A 16,637-nucleotide genomic window follows, 5' to 3' on the forward strand; every position below is an offset into this window, starting at 1 on the left:
AAAGGATAAGAAAGAAAGTTAGGCTGGAAGTTGTCTAGCTCCCAGCGCCGTCGATGTGATGGGCTCCGCCTCTTCTTTCGGCGACACATGGATAGGCTTTAGTGAATTTGCCCATGCAGAACCAGCTGTGCTTGGTTCAAGGTTTGCTCGGTAGGGCTTGTGCGCTCTCCGATGATAGGCGGGCGTTTTGCCCTTTTCTTATGTTAGTTGCCCGATTAGCTCTTGCAAATCGTTTACTATGTAATTAGGTGTGACGTCAAGCAAATCCATCGTAGTGTTCGTACGGTTAATCCAAGCAGTTTGAAAACCGAAATGGCTAGCACCTGCAACGTCCCATGTATTAGAAGATAAAAATAAAATCTCTTTTGGCTGCATGTTTAGCCGATTACATACATGCTGATACGCTGACGGAGAAGGCTTGTACTGTTTGATTTCATCCACGCTGACAATGTGCTGAAAATAGCTCGTTAATCCTGAATGATTTAGCAAAGGATGTAACATGTCAACAGAACCGTTGGAAAAAACAACGAGTGTTTCACTCTGCAACATTTCTAGCGCTTGTTTCACTTCTGCAAATGGAGAAAGCTTCAGATAAGCTTGTAATAGGTCGGTAATGATTTCTTCTGTTGTATATACTTGTTCGGAAATACATACGTATTGGAGTGCTTCTTTTGTAATTTCATGGAATGGGATATATGAACCGATGATTTGTCGTAAAAAACAATACTCCAGCTGCTTTTGACGCCAAGATTGGCTAATTCGTGCCCCTTTATCAGAAAAATAATTCGTGCACTTTTCAGAAATAGAGTAAACATCAAATAATGTACCATACACATCAAATACATAAGTTCGATATTTCACCATTACACTCTCCTTTCTGGTTTTATTACAAAACAAGATATTTTCTTATTTTTCTGTAAGTTATTTTACAAATTACAAAGGCAGAGGAGATATACAGTCATGGCTATTTTATTTGTCGTTTTGCTAGGAATAATACTTAAAATTAGTGAACTGCTTGAACAGAAATACGAGTTACATCGCTATTACCTCTCCATTCCCTTTGTTGGAAGTGTCATTTTGTTAACGATCACTGTTTTGACGAAAGTGATTTTCCATTATCGCCTAGAGCCGCCCTTTTTATTTCAAAGGGTTGCCGTAACTATTTTTTTATTCTCTATCGGCTTTCAAATAGCCCTTTTTTTGAATAAGCTTTTTTTCAAACGTTTCGTCATTTTTCTAACAATATGCATGGTATTATTAATTTTTTTTGTGTACATATCATATTTCGTTCTCCCTCCTTACAATTGGATTGTAGGCGACTTATTATTTGCATATAATGAAGATTTCATTAAACTGACTGTCCCATCCTACATTCAAAACGATATGGTATTCTGGAGTTATGTACAATTAGCCATTGTTTTCTTTCTAACGCCCGTTTTTTTATTGATTGTTAGCAAGTGGCTGGACAAACAGAACATTTCTAATAAAATTGCTCCAATCATCCATTTGTATCAAGAAAAAATGACCATTCCTGTAACGAGGGAAACGGCTTATGTCGTCCTGTTTGCGCTCGGAATTGTCGTGATTACTCAGCACATAACCCTGCTTTTTCTTTACGATTATGTGTATGCGATGCTTGGTGGTTTTAGTTACGGCTTACTAGCGAAAACTAGGCAGTCAAAACTCGATGAAAAAACAATGATGTTCCATCAATTGGGAACGATCGGGCTATATTTATTTATTATGACTTCGGTGCAAAAAATAGCTTTTTTTGATTGGTTTAGCCTGTCTTACACTGTCTTTCTTGTAGTTATGGTAAAAACAATGATTGTTGCTGTATTTGTCGTCTGGATTGTTCAATGGTTGTTTCCCAAATTATCTTTTTCAGAGAAATTAGTCGCTGCTGTTGCTGGATGGTCATTCATACTTAGCGCACCAGTTGTATGTATGCATGGAATGAGAACAGTGGTTAATAAACATGGCGCTGTTCCTTACGTATTATTAGTCATTCCTCCTGTCATTCTATGGATGGTAAATTATATACATTTAGCACTGCGTCTAATCCTTTTGCAATAACTTGACGGTTTTGTGAAATAGAGTTGCTTAACGTTCCTAATTGAACACTTTTTTCTTTTAGTAAGGAAGAAATGGAAGTTAACTCTGCTTTTTGTTGATTGACACGAGAGATCGATTCGTGAATACAATCGAATCGTTCCACTGTTTTCTGGACAATATTCATTCCTTTTTCCATTTCTTCTCTTCCTGACTTAGATAATTGGTAAACATTCTTTATTTCATTGATGATGGAAGCAACAGATTGTCTCGCTTGCGCTGTTGCATTTGTGCTTTCATCAGAAAGTTTTCGGATTTCTTGAGCGACAACGCCAAATCCTCTCCCATCTACTCCTGCTCTTGCTGCTTCAATGGAAGCATTTAAAGCTAACAAATTTGTTTGAGCAGATATTTTTTGCAGCGATTGTATAATCTCTGTTAGCAAAGCAGACAAATCCGATAGTATGTTTGCCTTATCTAATAGCATGGAAGATAGTCCATCAATCCTTTCCATCACCCTCGCCATCTCATTCATAGATAATTTTCCATCTTTTGTATGAGTGGCCGCTTCGTCTACTTGCTTGTTGATTTGACCAGACATTTCTGATAAAAAAGTGGACAAATCTACAATTTCGTCTGCGAGATGAAGGAACTGCCCCATCTGTTCTTTTTGTTTTTCCATCACTTGTTTTGCTTCTTTAATTGTCTGAACATTTTCATTTCTCATTGTATTTCTCCTTTCATCAATAAAATATCGCTTCCTACAATAACTCTGTCATCTGAAATAAGCACGGGAGTAATGACCTCGTTAATTTTTTTCTTTAATTCTATAGCAGCAGAAGGATTTTTTAATATGTTTATTTCTAAAAAAGGAATGTTTTCTTGAAGCAAATACTTTCGCACCATATGACATTTACTGCAACCATCGATTGTATAAAGGATATAATCCATAAAAAACCTCCTAGCGTAACTATTTTACACGATTATCTTTTTGTATACTGTAAGGTGGATTACAGGAATAGATAAAAAAACAGTTATAATGTAAAGAGGGAGTTTATTACTAAGGGGGCGTATAAAGTGGATAAGTTATTTTTGTTGTCGCAAATTAGTCTGCTTGACGAGCTATCGATGGAAGATTTGCACGTCATCGATCAAATGAGCGAGATGAAACCTGTAAAAAAAGGAACACTTATTTTATCTCCAGATAAAAAAATCGAAGCGTTGTTCTTGTTAAAAAAAGGGCAAGTACGTTTGTATCGTATGAACGCAAGCGGCAAGCAGTTTACAGTTGATATTTTAGTCGATGGAAATATTTTCGGTGAAACAGCGACTTTATCATTAACAGACGACCAAATATATGCGGAAGCAATGACTGATACGTATTTGTGTTTACTAGGCAAAAAAGAATTTGAAACGTTTATTGAAAAAAATCCGAAAATCGCCTTGAAGCTTATTCATATATTGTCAACAAGACTAAAAGAATTATACAGCTTAAGCGAAAAAATCGCATTAAGCGATGTGAAATACCGAATTTTGTATTTGTTATTGAAATTGAGCGAAAAAACAGGAAAACGAAAAAAAGAATGGCAAACAATCGGAATGAAACTAACTCATCAAGATATCGCTAGCATGATTGGTGCGTCGCGCGAAACAACAAGTGCGGTCATGAGTCAATTGAAAAGAGAAGGTTTTATTAAAAAAGGCCTCCATTTAGCCATTCATGTCGAAAAAGCATTAGAGTTATTGGAATGAGGGTGTCCTAAAAGTAATGAGGCACCCTCTTCGTTTCTGAGAGATACGTGCAATGGAAAGGCTGTATGTTGAAAAAAGTGTCCTTTTAGGGCGGCTTCTTCATCGAAACCATCGGATATATTGTTTTACTAATTTTGGAACCAATCCGTGGAATAATTTTTCACGCCAGTATACGTCAGCTGTATGTTGAACTGCTGCCACATGAGTTGGGTATGGGTGGATAACGTGAGAGAGTTGACCGATTTTTTTTCCAAACTGTTTAGTAGCTACTACTTCCTGCATCCAGTCTCCAGCATGTTGTCCCACAGCATGTGCCCCAATGATGTATCCTTTTTTGTCAGTAATTATTTTGACTATCCCTTCTGTTTGGTCATCTGCGATGAAGCGATCCACAGTAGATAGCGGTGTTTTAAAGACATGAATACGATCGTGTTGTTGGCTAGCTTGTTTTTCTGTTAATCCTATATGAAAAATTTCCGGATTAGTAAATGTGACCCATGGCACATTCGAATAGTTTATTTTTCGCTTTAGTCCCAGTACAGCGTTTTGTACAACTAATTTCCCTTCCATTCCAGCGACATGTGTAAACGGGAATTTTCCATTTACATCCCCGATCGCATAAATATTTGGAACGCTAGTTTGTAAATATTCATTCACGACAATATATCCTTTTTTATCGTACTGAACCCCGGCTTTATTCAAATCAAGTGTATCTGTATTCGGAACTCTACCGGCAGCAACAAGGATATCGGTGATTTCTATCTCGACTTCTTGGTCGTCGGTATGAACAACAGCAATTTTTTTATTTTCCATCGTTACGATTTTTTTGACAAATGCATTAGTATATACAGTGAATTCATGTATCAGTTGTTTTTTTACTAATTGAGCGATTTCCTCATCTTCGTGTTGTAATATTTCATTAGAACGTTCAATAACAATCACTTCACTTCCTAGCCTTGCCATTGCCTGAGCGAGTTCTATACCAATTGGTCCTCCACCAATGACGAGTAGTTTTTTAGGGACAAAATCGATACGAAAAATTGTTTCATTTGTTAAGTAACCAGATTGTTCTAAACCATCGATTAGAGGGATGAAAGGTCTTGATCCTGTTGAAATCACTATGCGTTTTCCGGAAATCTCTTCCTCATCGTTAATCGTTACTTTATGCGAAGATTTTAATTTTCCTTTTCCAATATATACATCAACCCCTAATTTCCTAAATCGCTCAATATCATCATGGTGTTGAATATGCGCGATGGACGATTTTACTCGTTGCATAACTCGCTTCATGTTAATACTTCCTTGTATTTTCATTCCCCATTCTTTTATTTTTTTGGCTTCGTATACTTCGGAAGCAATTTTAATAAGTGCCTTTGATGGAACGCAACCGAAATGTAAACAATCTCCACCAAGTTGTGCCTCTTTTTCAATAAGAGCCACTCTCGCTCCAAGAGAAGCCGCTCCAGCAGCTACAGTTAACCCTCCTGCCCCTCCACCGATGACAATAAGATCATATTGTTTCAATCATCTCACACCCTTTCAGTGTAAAAGTTGTCGAGCTTCATTTAAACGTTGTAACCCTGTAAATAGTTCTACTACAAAAAATAACAACGTAATAAATAAAACATAGTTGGGTAATAACATCATAAGGGAAAATAAGAGAAACCCTTCTGTACGTTCAGCTAGTCCTGGTTGGTAATAAAATGATTTCATCCCTTTTTTATTCGAAACAGCTCCAACTGTTAAAAACACGGTAATGGAAAAAATAATCGAAACACTTAATAACAAAAGAGCCCATTGGACATGCGGATACTTAAACGCAATTCCTAAAATGACACTAATTTCAACAATTCGATCGAAGGTCACATCCATGACAGTGCCCCATGGCGATACGTTTGTTTTTCGTGCCATTGTTCCATCGACCGCATCTAAAAATCCAGACATCCACAATACAATGACTGCCGCAACTACATAATTGAGATAAAAAAGAATCCCTGAGGAAAGGCCAACCAAAAATGACATCATAGTAACTTGATTTGCCGTCAATCCCATTTTCAACAAACGAGAAGCGGTCGTTTCGATAAAAGGTTGTACATATTTCCTTGCATGTGTATCGAGCACATCTATTCTCCTTTCTGTTGTAATCCAAGTTTTTGTCTTAGTTTTGCATTTGTCATGATGGGAACAAAGGAAATGATAAGAAAAACAATGACGGCAATAATTATGATTATTCGATTGCCAGAAGCAAAACTAGAGCCTAAAAAATTATAGGCAAACGTCCCTGGAATGATCCCAATCCATGTCGCAAATAAAAAATGGGTGAACTTCACATTTACTATCCCTGCTAAATAACTAATGAAATCAAAAGGAAAAATCGGGATTAGTCGTAATAAAAGTACATACATAAATCCGTTTTTCTTTAATTGTGCTTGCAGTTTTATTGTTTTCTTTTTCCAACTTTCTTGAATTACACGTTCGCCGAATTTTTTAGCGACAAAAAAAGACAAACTAGCTCCTAGTGTTGCCCCGATGACAGTGAAAATTGTTCCCCACCATGCCCCAAACGCTAGCCCTGCTGCTAACGACAGAATAGAAGCCGGAAAGAAAAGAAACGGTCGAACGGTATATAACCCGATAAAGACAAGCGGAGCCAACACTCCAAAAGATAAAATCCACTCTCGGATTGTTTGAGGCTTCATGTGGATATGCTGATTAAACCAAATAATTCCTCCGACTATTATGAACGCAACGAATATTTTCCACCATGTCCGTGTTAACATGCTTCTCCATCCTTTTTAAACGTCTGAATATACTCTTTCGACCGTATACCAACCCAAATACATTGCATTTTAGAAAAATGAGTGTCACTTTGTATAATGACATCCGTTTGCCAATCGCTGATGGTTATTTGATAAAAAAATTTCCCGTATTTTATATACATTTCTTGCACAATTCCTTTCCATTTCATATACCACGCCCCATGTAGATCATTACAAATTTCTATATGTTTTGCGTGAATGAAAAACCGGTTATCGATGACGATACCATCGCTAAAAAAATTTGCGACGAATGAATTAGATGGGGCATCATATACTTGTATAGGATTTCCACATTGTTGAATGGTTTGATTTCCTATCACCACAACGCGATCTCCCATTAACATCGCTTCTTCTTTATCATGTGTAACAAAAATTGTCGTTATTTTTTTTTCTTTTAGCCATTGTTTCATCCATAATCGAGTTTCCTCTCTTAATTCATTGTCCAAACTGCTAAGAGGTTCATCGAGCAACAATAATTTTGGATCGGTAATTAATGCTCTCGCTAAGGAAACACGTTGTTGTTGTCCACCGGATAATTTGGATGGATAAAAGTCTCGAAAGTTCTCCATGTCCATCCTTTTTAAATATAACGTAGCTTTTTCTATTCGCTCTTTCTTTGTCATGGTTGTAAAAGTTAATCCATAAACAATATTTTCCATTACTGTCATATGGGGAAATAATAATGGTTGTTGAAACATCATGACAATCGGGCGACGATGAGCAGGTTTTGGTGACATGTCTTCCCCCTCAATCCATATGTTCCCTTCATCTAATTCTTCTATCCCTGCTATGCATTGAAGAAGGGTTGATTTCCCTGCCCCTGATGGCCCTACCAAACTGATTATTTCCCCTTCATTTATATCCAAATTAATCGAGTGAAAAACTGTTTCATTTCCATATGCTTTTTTTAAAGAATTAAGAGAAATAAATACATCTTTCATATACACACCTCAACGATTCCGTTTTCGATAAGGAAGAAAAATTCTAATCAGTAACTCGAACAAGAGAAGTACAGTTAGCGGCAAAACTGCAAAAATAAGCGAAAAGCTCGCAATAACCGCTTCTTTTGCTGTTGATAAAAATGGAAAATAAAGAGTTGCAATGGTTATAACGTTTCCACCACCAATAAGTGCTGTTAATGCATATTGACTAAGAGAAATAACAAAAACAAGAAACACAGCACTTCTTATGCTCGGTACAAGAAGTGGAAAGTAAATCGAATAAAAACTGTACCATTTGTTGCTACCGAGCGAAGCAGCTTGGTTTTCCAAGTGTGGTCCGATCCGTTCAAAAGAAGAATGAAATATTTTAATGGTATACGGAACAGACGGGAGTAAATGAACGACAACAATACCCAGCCAATGGTCAGCAAGTCCCAATCGAATCATTGTCATATGAAGTCCCATGGCTACAGCTAAGCTTGGAATCAAGATAGGAAGTATAAATGACAACTCAAAAAACCGTTTTCCTTTGAAAGAATGAAAAGCAACGGTTTTTCCGGCAGGGATGGCAATCAATAAATTCAATAAAACGACGGCAATGCCGATCCACCATGAAGATTGAAGTGCTTGCCATAACCGTGGCTCTGTAAGTAGTACTTGCCATCCCTTCAAACTCCATGTTGTTGGGAACAGCTCCCCCCATTTCCAAGAAAATGAGAAGCTTTTTACTATTAATAAGATGACCGGCATGACCAGAAATAAAATAGAAAAAAAGAAAATGAGTTTAGTACCCTTCCTAGTCACGCTATTTTCCATTCCCTTTCATCATTTGATATCGCTTCTTTATCAGGAGAGAAGTATATGCCATCATAATAGAGAAAATAAACATTGTCACACTCAACATAGCAGCGAACGCTTTCGGACGATTGCTCCAATCCCCTTCAAAAAACCATTCATAAACGAGAAGGGAAATCATTTTCGGATACGTCGTGCCAAGTAAATATGGCACTTCATAGGCAGACAAAATAAATGCAAAAACAATGATGCTCGTTTCGAACAGCACAGGCATTATCCACGGCCACTCGACAGTTTTAAATACATCCCAGTCTTTTCCACCAAGTGTTTTAACGACAGAAGATAATTGATGGTTCAGTTGATGATAGACTGGGAGAAGCATGAGTATAACAAAAGGTGTTTCCTTCCAAATATACGTAATCATTATTCCTATTCCGTGAGAGTCTTTTATGATGACCAGAAATTCATCTGGATGATGAATGATCCCTATACGGTACGCGAGTGAAGAGAACCATCCAGACTGCGAAAACAATAACACCATCATATATCCCCAGACAAAATGCGGGAATAACATCGGAATCCAATATATGATTTTCAGAAAATCACTTTTCAAATAATAGTAAAGCCATCTTGTGATCAATAAACCAATGAGCATTGAAAAAAAAGTAGATACAAGAGCAATCCAAAGGCTATAACTAAGCGATGCAATAAAGTTGTTATTTTTAAACACATCGATATAATACTGAAAAGTAAGTCGTCCATTTTTGTGTAAACTTTCTGAGATAGCCATCATTACTCCGTATCCGACGAGTACAATTGTTAAAAGAAACGCTGGAAGAAGAAATAGAAAGCTATCTTTTTCGAGCCACTTCATGTAACCAATTCTCCTTCAGCCAACCCACGTAACGAGAATCTACTTCTGGAAGTAAATGATCTTTTAAGACATCTGATGATAATACTGATTTTCCGCGATTTATTTGCTTTAATGTTTGTTGATCTTTTTCCGGCAACTTGTTTGGATCTAATGACATACCTTCCCCCCAGTACGTTGGACGAAACTTTTCTAACTGTGCTTGAGGAGATAAGAGAAAGTTAATGGTGACCATCGCCCCAGCCTTATTTGGACTGTTAAAAGGAATGGCTAAAAAATGTGTATTACCAATTGATCCAGATTCAAGCACAAAAGAACGAGTGGATGTTGGGAATGTTCCGTTTTTTATTAGACTTTCTGCACGTGCTTCGTTATATCCCATTGTCATCCATACTTCTCCTTGACTATACATACGATCAAGCTCTGTTAAAGAATTTGGATATGTTTCTCCCTTGCGCCACAAATATGGCTTTATTTCATTTAGATATGCCCACATTTTTTCAACTTCATTTTTTACAAATTGTGGATCGTATCCTTGTTTTAGTAATTTTTCAGATCCACCTACTGCCTCGTAAAGGAGGTGGCGTAAAAATGCATTTCCTGTAAAATCTGTCGGATCGGGGTAAGTAAATTTCCCTGGATGCTCTTTTATCCAATCCTTTAATTCCGCAAACGTTCTCGGTGGCTGGGATATTTTACTTGCATCATACAAAAATACAAATTGAACCTTTCCCCATGGCGCCTCTAATCCATCTACAGCTGTGCCGAAATCATATTGTGTATTTAAACTACGGGTGTCTATATATTTTTGAAAATTAGGAAGTTTTTCAGTGATAGGACCAAATAATAAATCATTCTCTTTTGCATTTTTGAAGTTTTCCCCATTAATCCAAATGATATCGATTGTTCCTTTTTCTTCAGCAGCTTTCTTTTCGTTTAATAATTTTTGTAAAATTTCATGTGTATCCATTGGGATTCGTTCGAATGTAATCCCATACTGTTTTTTTAGTTTTGGGGCTACCCATTCATCCATATAGTCATTAATTCCTTCATCTCCTCCCCACATAAACATTCGTACTTTTGTGTTTTTTGCTTCTTGTTCAATTTGTTTCCATTTATGTTCCAGTAATTTTGCTTCCGATGCAGATGATAATTCTTTTGTACTACATGCACTTAAAAAGATAAAAATAGGCAAAAGAAGAGCAAATAACCGTTTCACATTTTATCCTCCTTGTTTTCTTTTGTTGCTTCATCAGCATACGAGATTTAAGTAAATATTTCTGTAATACAGCTTACAGATATCTTGCTGTTGTTCCAGTATAGTTGATAATGTAAAACAAAGAAATGAGGAGGTCAACAAATGAAGAAAATAGCTATTTTTGTTCATGCTAGCGAAAACGAATTGGCAAAGGCGTTGCACGCCTTACTTTATACCCAAGAGTTAAAGGAAGCCGGACATGAAGTAAAGGTAGTATTTGATGGTGCGGGTACTGTTTGGGTTAGAAAATTCGAGGATCCAGAAAATAAATACTATCCGTTATATAAAGCAGTGAAGCAATTAGGGGTTATTGAAGGAGTATGCGAGTATTGTGCTGGCGCGTTTGGGGTTACAGAGGATGTGAAAAAATCTGGATTTAGTTCATTAGGAGAGAGAAATGGTCACCCAAGTATCTCTTCATTCGTTGATCATGGGTATCAAATCATTATTCTGTAAATCGTGTAAAATGGATGTCTTGCTCTTAAAGACATCCTTTTATTTCTGTGAAGATAACAATTGTTTATGTTATACAGAAGATGAGCGAACAAATTTTTACCCCGCGCAACAAGATAGTTTTCCGACATCTTGGTCAAACGTTAACGCCGCGAGCTTTAGTCCCTCGGACATCGTTAAGTACGGCGCGAGCGTTTCGCGAAGGTCGTCTATCGTTAAGCCGAATTTGACGGCGAGTGTCGCTGCATAAATGACTTCGCCCGCATGTTCCGCGACAACGTGAGCTCCTAGCAATTTCCCTGTTTTTGCATCCGCTACTAATTTAAAGACACCCGTCGTTTCGTAATTGACAATCGCTCGTGGGACAGCTTCGAGCGGCAAAACGGACGTTTTTATTTCGTATCCGTTTTCTTTTGCTTGTTGTTCTGTTAGTCCAACCGTTGCGACTGCTGGAGAGCTAAACGTAACCGCTGGGATGGTGTCAAGCTGAATTTTTTTATGTTGTCCGCCAATGGCGTTCGCTGCGGCGATCGTTCCTTCGTATGCGGCGACATAGACAAATTGGGGGCCGAGTGTGACATCGCCTGCCGCGTAAATAGAAGGATTTGTCGTTTGTAAATAGTCATTGACAATAATTTCGCCACGCGGACTTGTTTTCACCCCAGCTGCTTCTAAACGCAACGCTGCAGTATTCGGTGTTCTTCCAGCAGCAATGAGCAACTCCTCCGCTTCGACCATCTGTTTTTTTCCGTTGAGCATAAAGTACAAACCATCAAATTTCATCGTTTCTCCTGTTTTTGAATGACCAACCACAATACCAGGGCGAATAATTGTCGTTGGCACGTTGTGCGCTACTTCTCGTACAGCTACTTCTGCAAGAAATTTGGTTTCTTCGTAATGGTTCTTAAACGATTGCCCTTTGTCAAGTTCATGCTCGAAAATCACCCCTTGACGCGTTCCTGATACGTATGCAGTACTAAAATATACATAGCGCTGCAAATGTGGAAGTAAGGAAACCCATTCGTTTACTTGTTTTGTTCCCTCTACGTTGACTATTCGAGCAATGTCCTCAGGAACGGCCAAATCGTAAATAGCTGCAAGATGGAACACGTGAGTGACCGATTGTGCCAACATGTGAAGTTGTTTTTCTAAGAGAGAAAGGTTCGACTTCGTAATATCTCCTTCGACGATTTCCCATTTCGCCTGTGGAAAATGAGTGGAAGAACAAATTCTTTCTTTTTCTTCCATCGCTTTCTCTTTCATAGAAGGCAGAACCAATGTATATATTTTTTCTGGAGTCCATTTCGCAATTAGCTCCTCAAGCAACATCGACGAAATAAATCCCGGAAATCCAGTAAAAAAATAAACATTTCCCACCTCTTTCACCCCCTGCTTAATTTTTGGTCTAAAGCATTTTGTCAATCAATCTTCAACGATTTTACACATCATTTCGCTAAAATTAACAAAACTCCTACTTTTAAATGTATATCTTCTATAGATGTATATGAAGGTAGTGCTTATTTCTGTTTATTAAACGTTTTCAGAAAAATCCATTCCCACCACTTCCATGGCAAGTAGTTTTTCAGCCTTAACGTCAATGTGACTCCTCTCCCTACGGGGTAACGCAAACGAGGAGTCGGCGATTGGACGACTTTGATGATTTGCCTAATGACTTCGTCAGGAGGTGGTGCTGTTTTGGCTACTCGATTCACGTATTGCATAATGGTTTTCATTTCTTTTTCATATGGCGAACCAGAACGGCTGGACACCCCTTGAAGTCCTTTCGACCAAATGTTTGTTTTGAATGACCCAGGCTCAATTAAGACGACATATACTCCGTACGGCAACATCTCTAAACGAAGTGATTCACTAAATCCTTCGACAGCAAATTTTGAAGCGACATATGGACCCATCGCCGGAAAACCGACTCGTCCGCTAATGCTGCTAATGTTGATAATCTTACCGCTACGTTGCGTTCGCATAATTGGCAAAACAGCTTTTGTAACGGCAACTAATCCGAAAAAGTTTGTCGCAAATTGACGCTCCCACTCTTCAAGTGAGAGCTCCTCTACAAAACCGCCAGCTGCAAACCCTGCATTGTTAACTAATACATCGATCCGTCCATAGCGATTGATTACATCGTGCACGACCGATTCTACCGAAAAGAAATCGGTGACATCGAGAGGTACGATCTCTATCCGATCGTACACGCCTACTTCACACGCTGCTGTTGCAAGCATTTCCTTGTTTTGTATGTTTCGCATCGAAGCAATGACTTGATATCCTTCGTGCGCAAGTGCAACGCTTACGAGTAGTCCAAACCCGCTCGAGGCTCCTGTCACTAGCGCCACCGACGGGGAGTTTACATTTTGATTCACAACAATCCTCCTCGCTACTATAAAGACATATTTATTGGAATTAGATAACGATAGGTAATATTCCTGCCATTTTAAAAAATCGACCCCCATCACGCGCTGATGGAGGTCGATTTTTTCCTTGGTTTATGTTCTTTTGTTGTGACAACAAGCATAGCTCCACTCAACACAATCAGTCCCCCAATCATTTGGATAGACGATATGCTTTCATGTAAAAATGCCATCGATAGAAGGAACGTCACGATCGGTTCTATCATACTTAAAATCGCTGCTTTTGTCGGACCAATGATATTCATTCCCGCAAAAAACGTCAGCATTGCCAAAACGCTTGAAACGAACGATGTTCCGATAATTGGAAGCCACCCTTTTGCGTCAAATTGAAAATGTAATGTTCCCGAACCAATTCCAAAAGCAAAAAAAGATAAAGCCGCAAAGAGTGCGATGTAGGCACTCGCTGTAATGGATGGAACGTGTGCGGTCACTTTATTCCCAACGATAATGTAGATTGAGTAAACAATCGCTGCTCCAACGGCTAACGCAATACCCAGCGGCTGAATTTTTCCTTCTGGTGCTCCTAATACAAGCAACATACCCGAAAAAGAGAGCAAGATCGCTATGATGATGTGCTTTGTTAGCTTTTCTTTATTAATAAAAAACGAAAAAATGGCGACAAATATTGGGTTTAAATACAGCAATAAGGCAGCGAGTGAAGATGGAATATATTTTACTGACTGAAAATAAAAAGAAGATTGCATCATATAGAAAATGCCGCCTAGCAAAAATAAATACAATAAATGTGACCGCGAAACCTTCCAATTTTTCTCTTTTAACCATAAGTACAGGAAAAAGAAGAGCGTAGCCAATGCAAAACGCAAAAACAACAGGGTCGTCACAGTGACACCGCTGTCATATGCGTATAATGCGAAGATGGGAATAAACGCAAATCCCGTTGCCGATAACAATACCAGCCCATATCCTTTCCACATGTTCCTTACACCTCAAATCTAATCATTTTTCACGAAAATCATATGTTCGCTTCTTTTTTGATGAGGGGGAACATCGCTTTTTCTTGTTTGCTGTAAATGTTAAACAAAATACCGCTAAATACAAAAGCCGCTCCAACGATATGGGTCATTGTCAAATGTTCATTAAAAAAGATCGTTCCCATCACCGTAGCAGAAATAGGCATCACATTAATGAAAACCGAAGCGGTTGAAGCTCCCACTTTTTGAATACCATTATACCACCAAACGAAGCTGATAGCCGAAACGACAACAGCAACGTATAAAACGCTTAACCACACATCCCATCCGCTCATTTTGACAGATGTAAAGGAAGTATAGTATAGCGCAAACGGTGCTAAAAATAACGTTCCAAAACCTGTTGCGTACGTTGTTGCCGCGAGTGGACTATATGTTTTCATTGCCACTTTTCCAATAACAGAGTATGTACTCCAGCTGAGACATGCCCCTGCTAGCACGAGATCGATCGGAGCAACACCGATTTCGATCAGTACGGACGGATGGCCGTTTGTAATAATATATACAGCTCCAAATACAGCGAGCAACATACCAAATATACTTCTTCCATTCAATTTTTCTTTCAAAAATAATGCAGACAACAATGTAATCAACGGAGCATTGACTGCAATGACTAATGAGCTTTTGACAATGGGTGCATATTTTGTAGCTATAAAAAAGAAAATGTTGTATAAAAACACCCCCGTTAAACCGAGGAGCGCTAACACGATCCAATCTTTTCTCGTCGGAGTTGGTCTATTCGGTTCTTTCCAGTACAATAATGGGAACAAAATCAAACTAGCACCGAAAAAGCGAAAAAAAGCAACTGACACAGGATGTAAAGTCGTCGTTGCGATTTTTCCAGCAACAAAGGCACCACCCCAAATCGTAGCAGTTAAAAACAAAAGAATATACGTTTTTATATTTTTTGCTGACACCAAAACATCTCTCCCTTATTCGTAAAATATATATCGTTTAGGGTGGATAAAAAGGAAAACTATACTTTAATCATTTTATGCTCTTTTTTATCTGAAAACAATATATTTTCGCTATATTAAGAAAAGAAGCCGGAACGTTCTCTCCCGGCTTCTTGTTTTCCCTCTTATTTATTCTCCTGTTTCGGCAAATCTTTTAATTCGTGCACCAATTTCATCGCGGACTCGTTGGAAGACTGCCCATTTTTCTTCTTCTGTTCCTTCTGCTTTTGCTGGATCGTCAAATCCCCAATGAACACGTTTTACATGCGGTGGTGTGACCGGACAATGATCAGCCGCATGTCCACATAATGTAACGACTAAATCGGCTCTGTTTAAAATATCTTCATTGATAATGTCTGATGTTTGGTTGGAAATATCGATCCCTACTTCTTTCATCGCTTTAACCGCGTTCGGATTCAAACCGTGGGCTTCAATGCCAGCACTATATACTTCCCATTCATCACCGAGATATTTTTTTGCCCATCCTTCCGCCATTTGGCTACGGCAAGAGTTCCCTGTACATAAGAAATAAATTACTTTTTTCATCTCAATCGGCTCCTTTTAATGAATAATAAGTAACCATATATATAACCCAACGAGAGTAATAAATAATGTTGGGATGGTTAAGATTAAACCATTTTTAAAATAAGTGCCCCAAGTAATTTTTACTCCTTTTGTTGAAAGTACATGCAACCAAAGAAGTGTAGCAAGCGAACCGATCGGTGTAATTTTCGGTCCTAAGTCGGAACCAATCACATTCGCATAAATTAGCGCTTCCCGAATGACTCCCGTCGTATTCGTATCAGCTATCGCTAGCGCATCAATCATGACGGTTGGCATATTATTCATAACAGATGATAAGATAGCTGCGATAAACCCCATGGCAATCGTCGCCATAAACAGTCCTTGATTCGCTCCTGCTTCGATCATATCAACTAGAATGTTCGTCAATCCGACGTTACGTAATCCGTATACAACAACATACATCCCGATAGAGAAAAAGACGACAGCCCACGGCGCCCCTTTTAAGTGTGAGTAAAATATTTGTGGGTGACATTCAGGAATGATTCCCCGACGAGGGTTGCGAACTTTTGTTCGCGACGCTCGTCGGGGCCACCAAGCGAAGCGCGGTAGAAAAAAGCAAATGTCATGCAAAAAGGACTCTCTCCCTGCTATGATGGTGATGACCAACATCAATAAAACAGGAGGGAGAGAGTCCATGAAACATTTTACCACAGAATGGCCTTTATTAAAAGAGCTGGAGGAACAATTAGTCAGAACTCTTCAAAAGGTGTTCGCTGTCTTGTTGGCGGCCCTTTTGGAGG

18 protein-coding genes and 1 pseudogene are annotated in these 16,637 nt (G+C 38.5%); 3 read left to right on the plus strand and 16 right to left on the minus strand.

Going from position 1 to position 16,637, the window contains the following annotated elements:
• Positions 1 to 198: 198 nt before the first annotated feature.
• Entirely contained in the window at positions 199 to 864 is a 666-nt protein-coding gene (locus LH47_RS08140) for a haloacid dehalogenase type II (RefSeq protein ID WP_043966413.1), read from the minus strand.
• Positions 865 to 960: 96 nt separating this feature from the next.
• Here LH47_RS08140 and LH47_RS08145 point away from each other — a divergent pair, with 96 nt between their 5' ends.
• Entirely contained in the window at positions 961 to 2,076 is a 1,116-nt protein-coding gene (locus LH47_RS08145; protein WP_043966414.1) for a sodium/glutamate symporter family protein, read from the plus strand.
• Here the strand turns inward: LH47_RS08145 and LH47_RS08150 are convergent.
• The gene (locus tag LH47_RS08150) at positions 2,018 to 2,779 is read right to left on the minus strand and encodes a methyl-accepting chemotaxis protein (RefSeq protein WP_043966416.1); all 762 of its coding nucleotides are present in this window, start codon (positions 2,777 to 2,779) and stop codon (positions 2,018 to 2,020) included. The genes LH47_RS08145 and LH47_RS08150 overlap by 59 nt on opposite strands.
• Positions 2,776 to 3,003 (minus strand): glutaredoxin family protein, encoded by a 228-nt coding sequence (locus LH47_RS08155; protein ID WP_043966418.1) that lies wholly within the window; start codon positions 3,001 to 3,003, stop codon positions 2,776 to 2,778. The genes LH47_RS08150 and LH47_RS08155 overlap by 4 nt, the downstream gene beginning before the upstream one ends.
• Positions 3,004 to 3,129: 126 nt before the next feature.
• On the opposite strand from LH47_RS08155, the gene LH47_RS08160 reads away from it, so the two are divergent.
• A complete protein-coding gene (locus LH47_RS08160) occupies positions 3,130 to 3,804 on the plus strand; it encodes a Crp/Fnr family transcriptional regulator (protein ID WP_043966420.1) in 675 nt (224 codons plus the stop codon).
• Positions 3,805 to 3,903: 99 nt separating this feature from the next.
• Here the strand turns inward: LH47_RS08160 and LH47_RS08165 are convergent, their stop codons facing one another.
• The 7 genes from LH47_RS08165 to LH47_RS08195 all read right to left on the minus strand — a co-directional run bounded on the left by LH47_RS08165 (position 3,904) and on the right by LH47_RS08195 (position 10,449).
• The gene (locus LH47_RS08165; protein WP_043966422.1) at positions 3,904 to 5,328 is read right to left on the minus strand and encodes a dihydrolipoyl dehydrogenase family protein; all 1,425 of its coding nucleotides are present in this window, start codon (positions 5,326 to 5,328) and stop codon (positions 3,904 to 3,906) included.
• Between the two features lie 15 nt (positions 5,329 to 5,343).
• Positions 5,344 to 5,925, minus strand: coding sequence for a CDP-alcohol phosphatidyltransferase family protein (locus LH47_RS08170; RefSeq protein ID WP_043966424.1), 582 nt, complete (start codon positions 5,923 to 5,925; stop codon positions 5,344 to 5,346).
• A gap of 2 nt (positions 5,926 to 5,927) precedes the next feature.
• On the minus strand, positions 5,928 to 6,584 hold the full coding sequence (locus LH47_RS08175; protein WP_043966426.1) for a TVP38/TMEM64 family protein: 657 nt from the start codon (positions 6,582 to 6,584) through the stop codon (positions 5,928 to 5,930).
• A complete protein-coding gene (locus LH47_RS08180) occupies positions 6,578 to 7,564 on the minus strand; it encodes an ABC transporter ATP-binding protein (RefSeq protein ID WP_052585032.1) in 987 nt (328 codons plus the stop codon). The genes LH47_RS08175 and LH47_RS08180 overlap by 7 nt, the downstream gene beginning before the upstream one ends.
• Positions 7,565 to 7,573: 9 nt before the next feature.
• Positions 7,574 to 8,236: an ABC transporter permease gene (locus LH47_RS08185; protein ID WP_235341080.1), complete on the minus strand. Its 663-nt coding sequence runs from the start codon at positions 8,234 to 8,236 to the stop codon at positions 7,574 to 7,576.
• 133 nt (positions 8,237 to 8,369) lie between these two features.
• Positions 8,370 to 9,233 carry an ABC transporter permease gene (locus LH47_RS08190; protein WP_043966430.1) on the minus strand — a complete coding sequence of 288 codons (864 nt, stop codon included), beginning with the start codon at positions 9,231 to 9,233 and terminating at the stop codon, positions 8,370 to 8,372.
• Entirely contained in the window at positions 9,211 to 10,449 is a 1,239-nt protein-coding gene (locus LH47_RS08195; RefSeq protein WP_043966433.1) for an ABC transporter substrate-binding protein, read from the minus strand. The genes LH47_RS08190 and LH47_RS08195 overlap by 23 nt, the downstream gene beginning before the upstream one ends.
• Before the next feature lie 141 nt (positions 10,450 to 10,590).
• Between LH47_RS08195 and LH47_RS08200 the strand changes: the two genes are divergently transcribed.
• Positions 10,591 to 10,944 (plus strand): DsrE family protein, encoded by a 354-nt coding sequence (locus LH47_RS08200; protein WP_043966435.1) that lies wholly within the window; start codon positions 10,591 to 10,593, stop codon positions 10,942 to 10,944.
• 96 nt (positions 10,945 to 11,040) lie between these two features.
• On the opposite strand, the gene LH47_RS17095 is transcribed toward LH47_RS08200, so the two are convergent.
• The 6 genes and pseudogenes from LH47_RS17095 to LH47_RS08230 form a co-directional block, all read right to left on the minus strand.
• Positions 11,041 to 12,327 carry an SDR family oxidoreductase gene (locus LH47_RS17095; protein WP_326938939.1) on the minus strand — a complete coding sequence of 429 codons (1,287 nt, stop codon included), beginning with the start codon at positions 12,325 to 12,327 and terminating at the stop codon, positions 11,041 to 11,043.
• 131 nt (positions 12,328 to 12,458) lie between these two features.
• Positions 12,459 to 13,319, minus strand: coding sequence for an oxidoreductase (locus LH47_RS08210; RefSeq protein WP_043966437.1), 861 nt, complete (start codon positions 13,317 to 13,319; stop codon positions 12,459 to 12,461).
• Between the two features lie 89 nt (positions 13,320 to 13,408).
• A complete protein-coding gene (locus tag LH47_RS08215; protein ID WP_043966439.1) occupies positions 13,409 to 14,302 on the minus strand; it encodes a DMT family transporter in 894 nt (297 codons plus the stop codon).
• A 38-nt stretch (positions 14,303 to 14,340) separates the two neighbouring features.
• Positions 14,341 to 15,273, minus strand: a complete 933-nt coding sequence (locus LH47_RS08220; protein WP_043966450.1) for a DMT family transporter — start codon at positions 15,271 to 15,273, stop codon at positions 14,341 to 14,343.
• A gap of 168 nt (positions 15,274 to 15,441) precedes the next feature.
• Positions 15,442 to 15,858 (minus strand): arsenate reductase (thioredoxin), encoded by a 417-nt coding sequence (gene arsC, locus LH47_RS08225; protein WP_099668790.1) that lies wholly within the window; start codon positions 15,856 to 15,858, stop codon positions 15,442 to 15,444.
• A gap of 15 nt (positions 15,859 to 15,873) precedes the next feature.
• A pseudogene (locus tag LH47_RS08230) lies at positions 15,874 to 16,341 on the minus strand (ArsB/NhaD family transporter); the annotation flags it as partial.
• Positions 16,342 to 16,637 lie beyond the last annotated feature (296 nt).

It is taken from the genome of Anoxybacillus thermarum, from assembly GCF_000836725.1.
GTDB classification, from domain to species: domain Bacteria; phylum Bacillota; class Bacilli; order Bacillales; family Anoxybacillaceae; genus Anoxybacillus; species Anoxybacillus thermarum.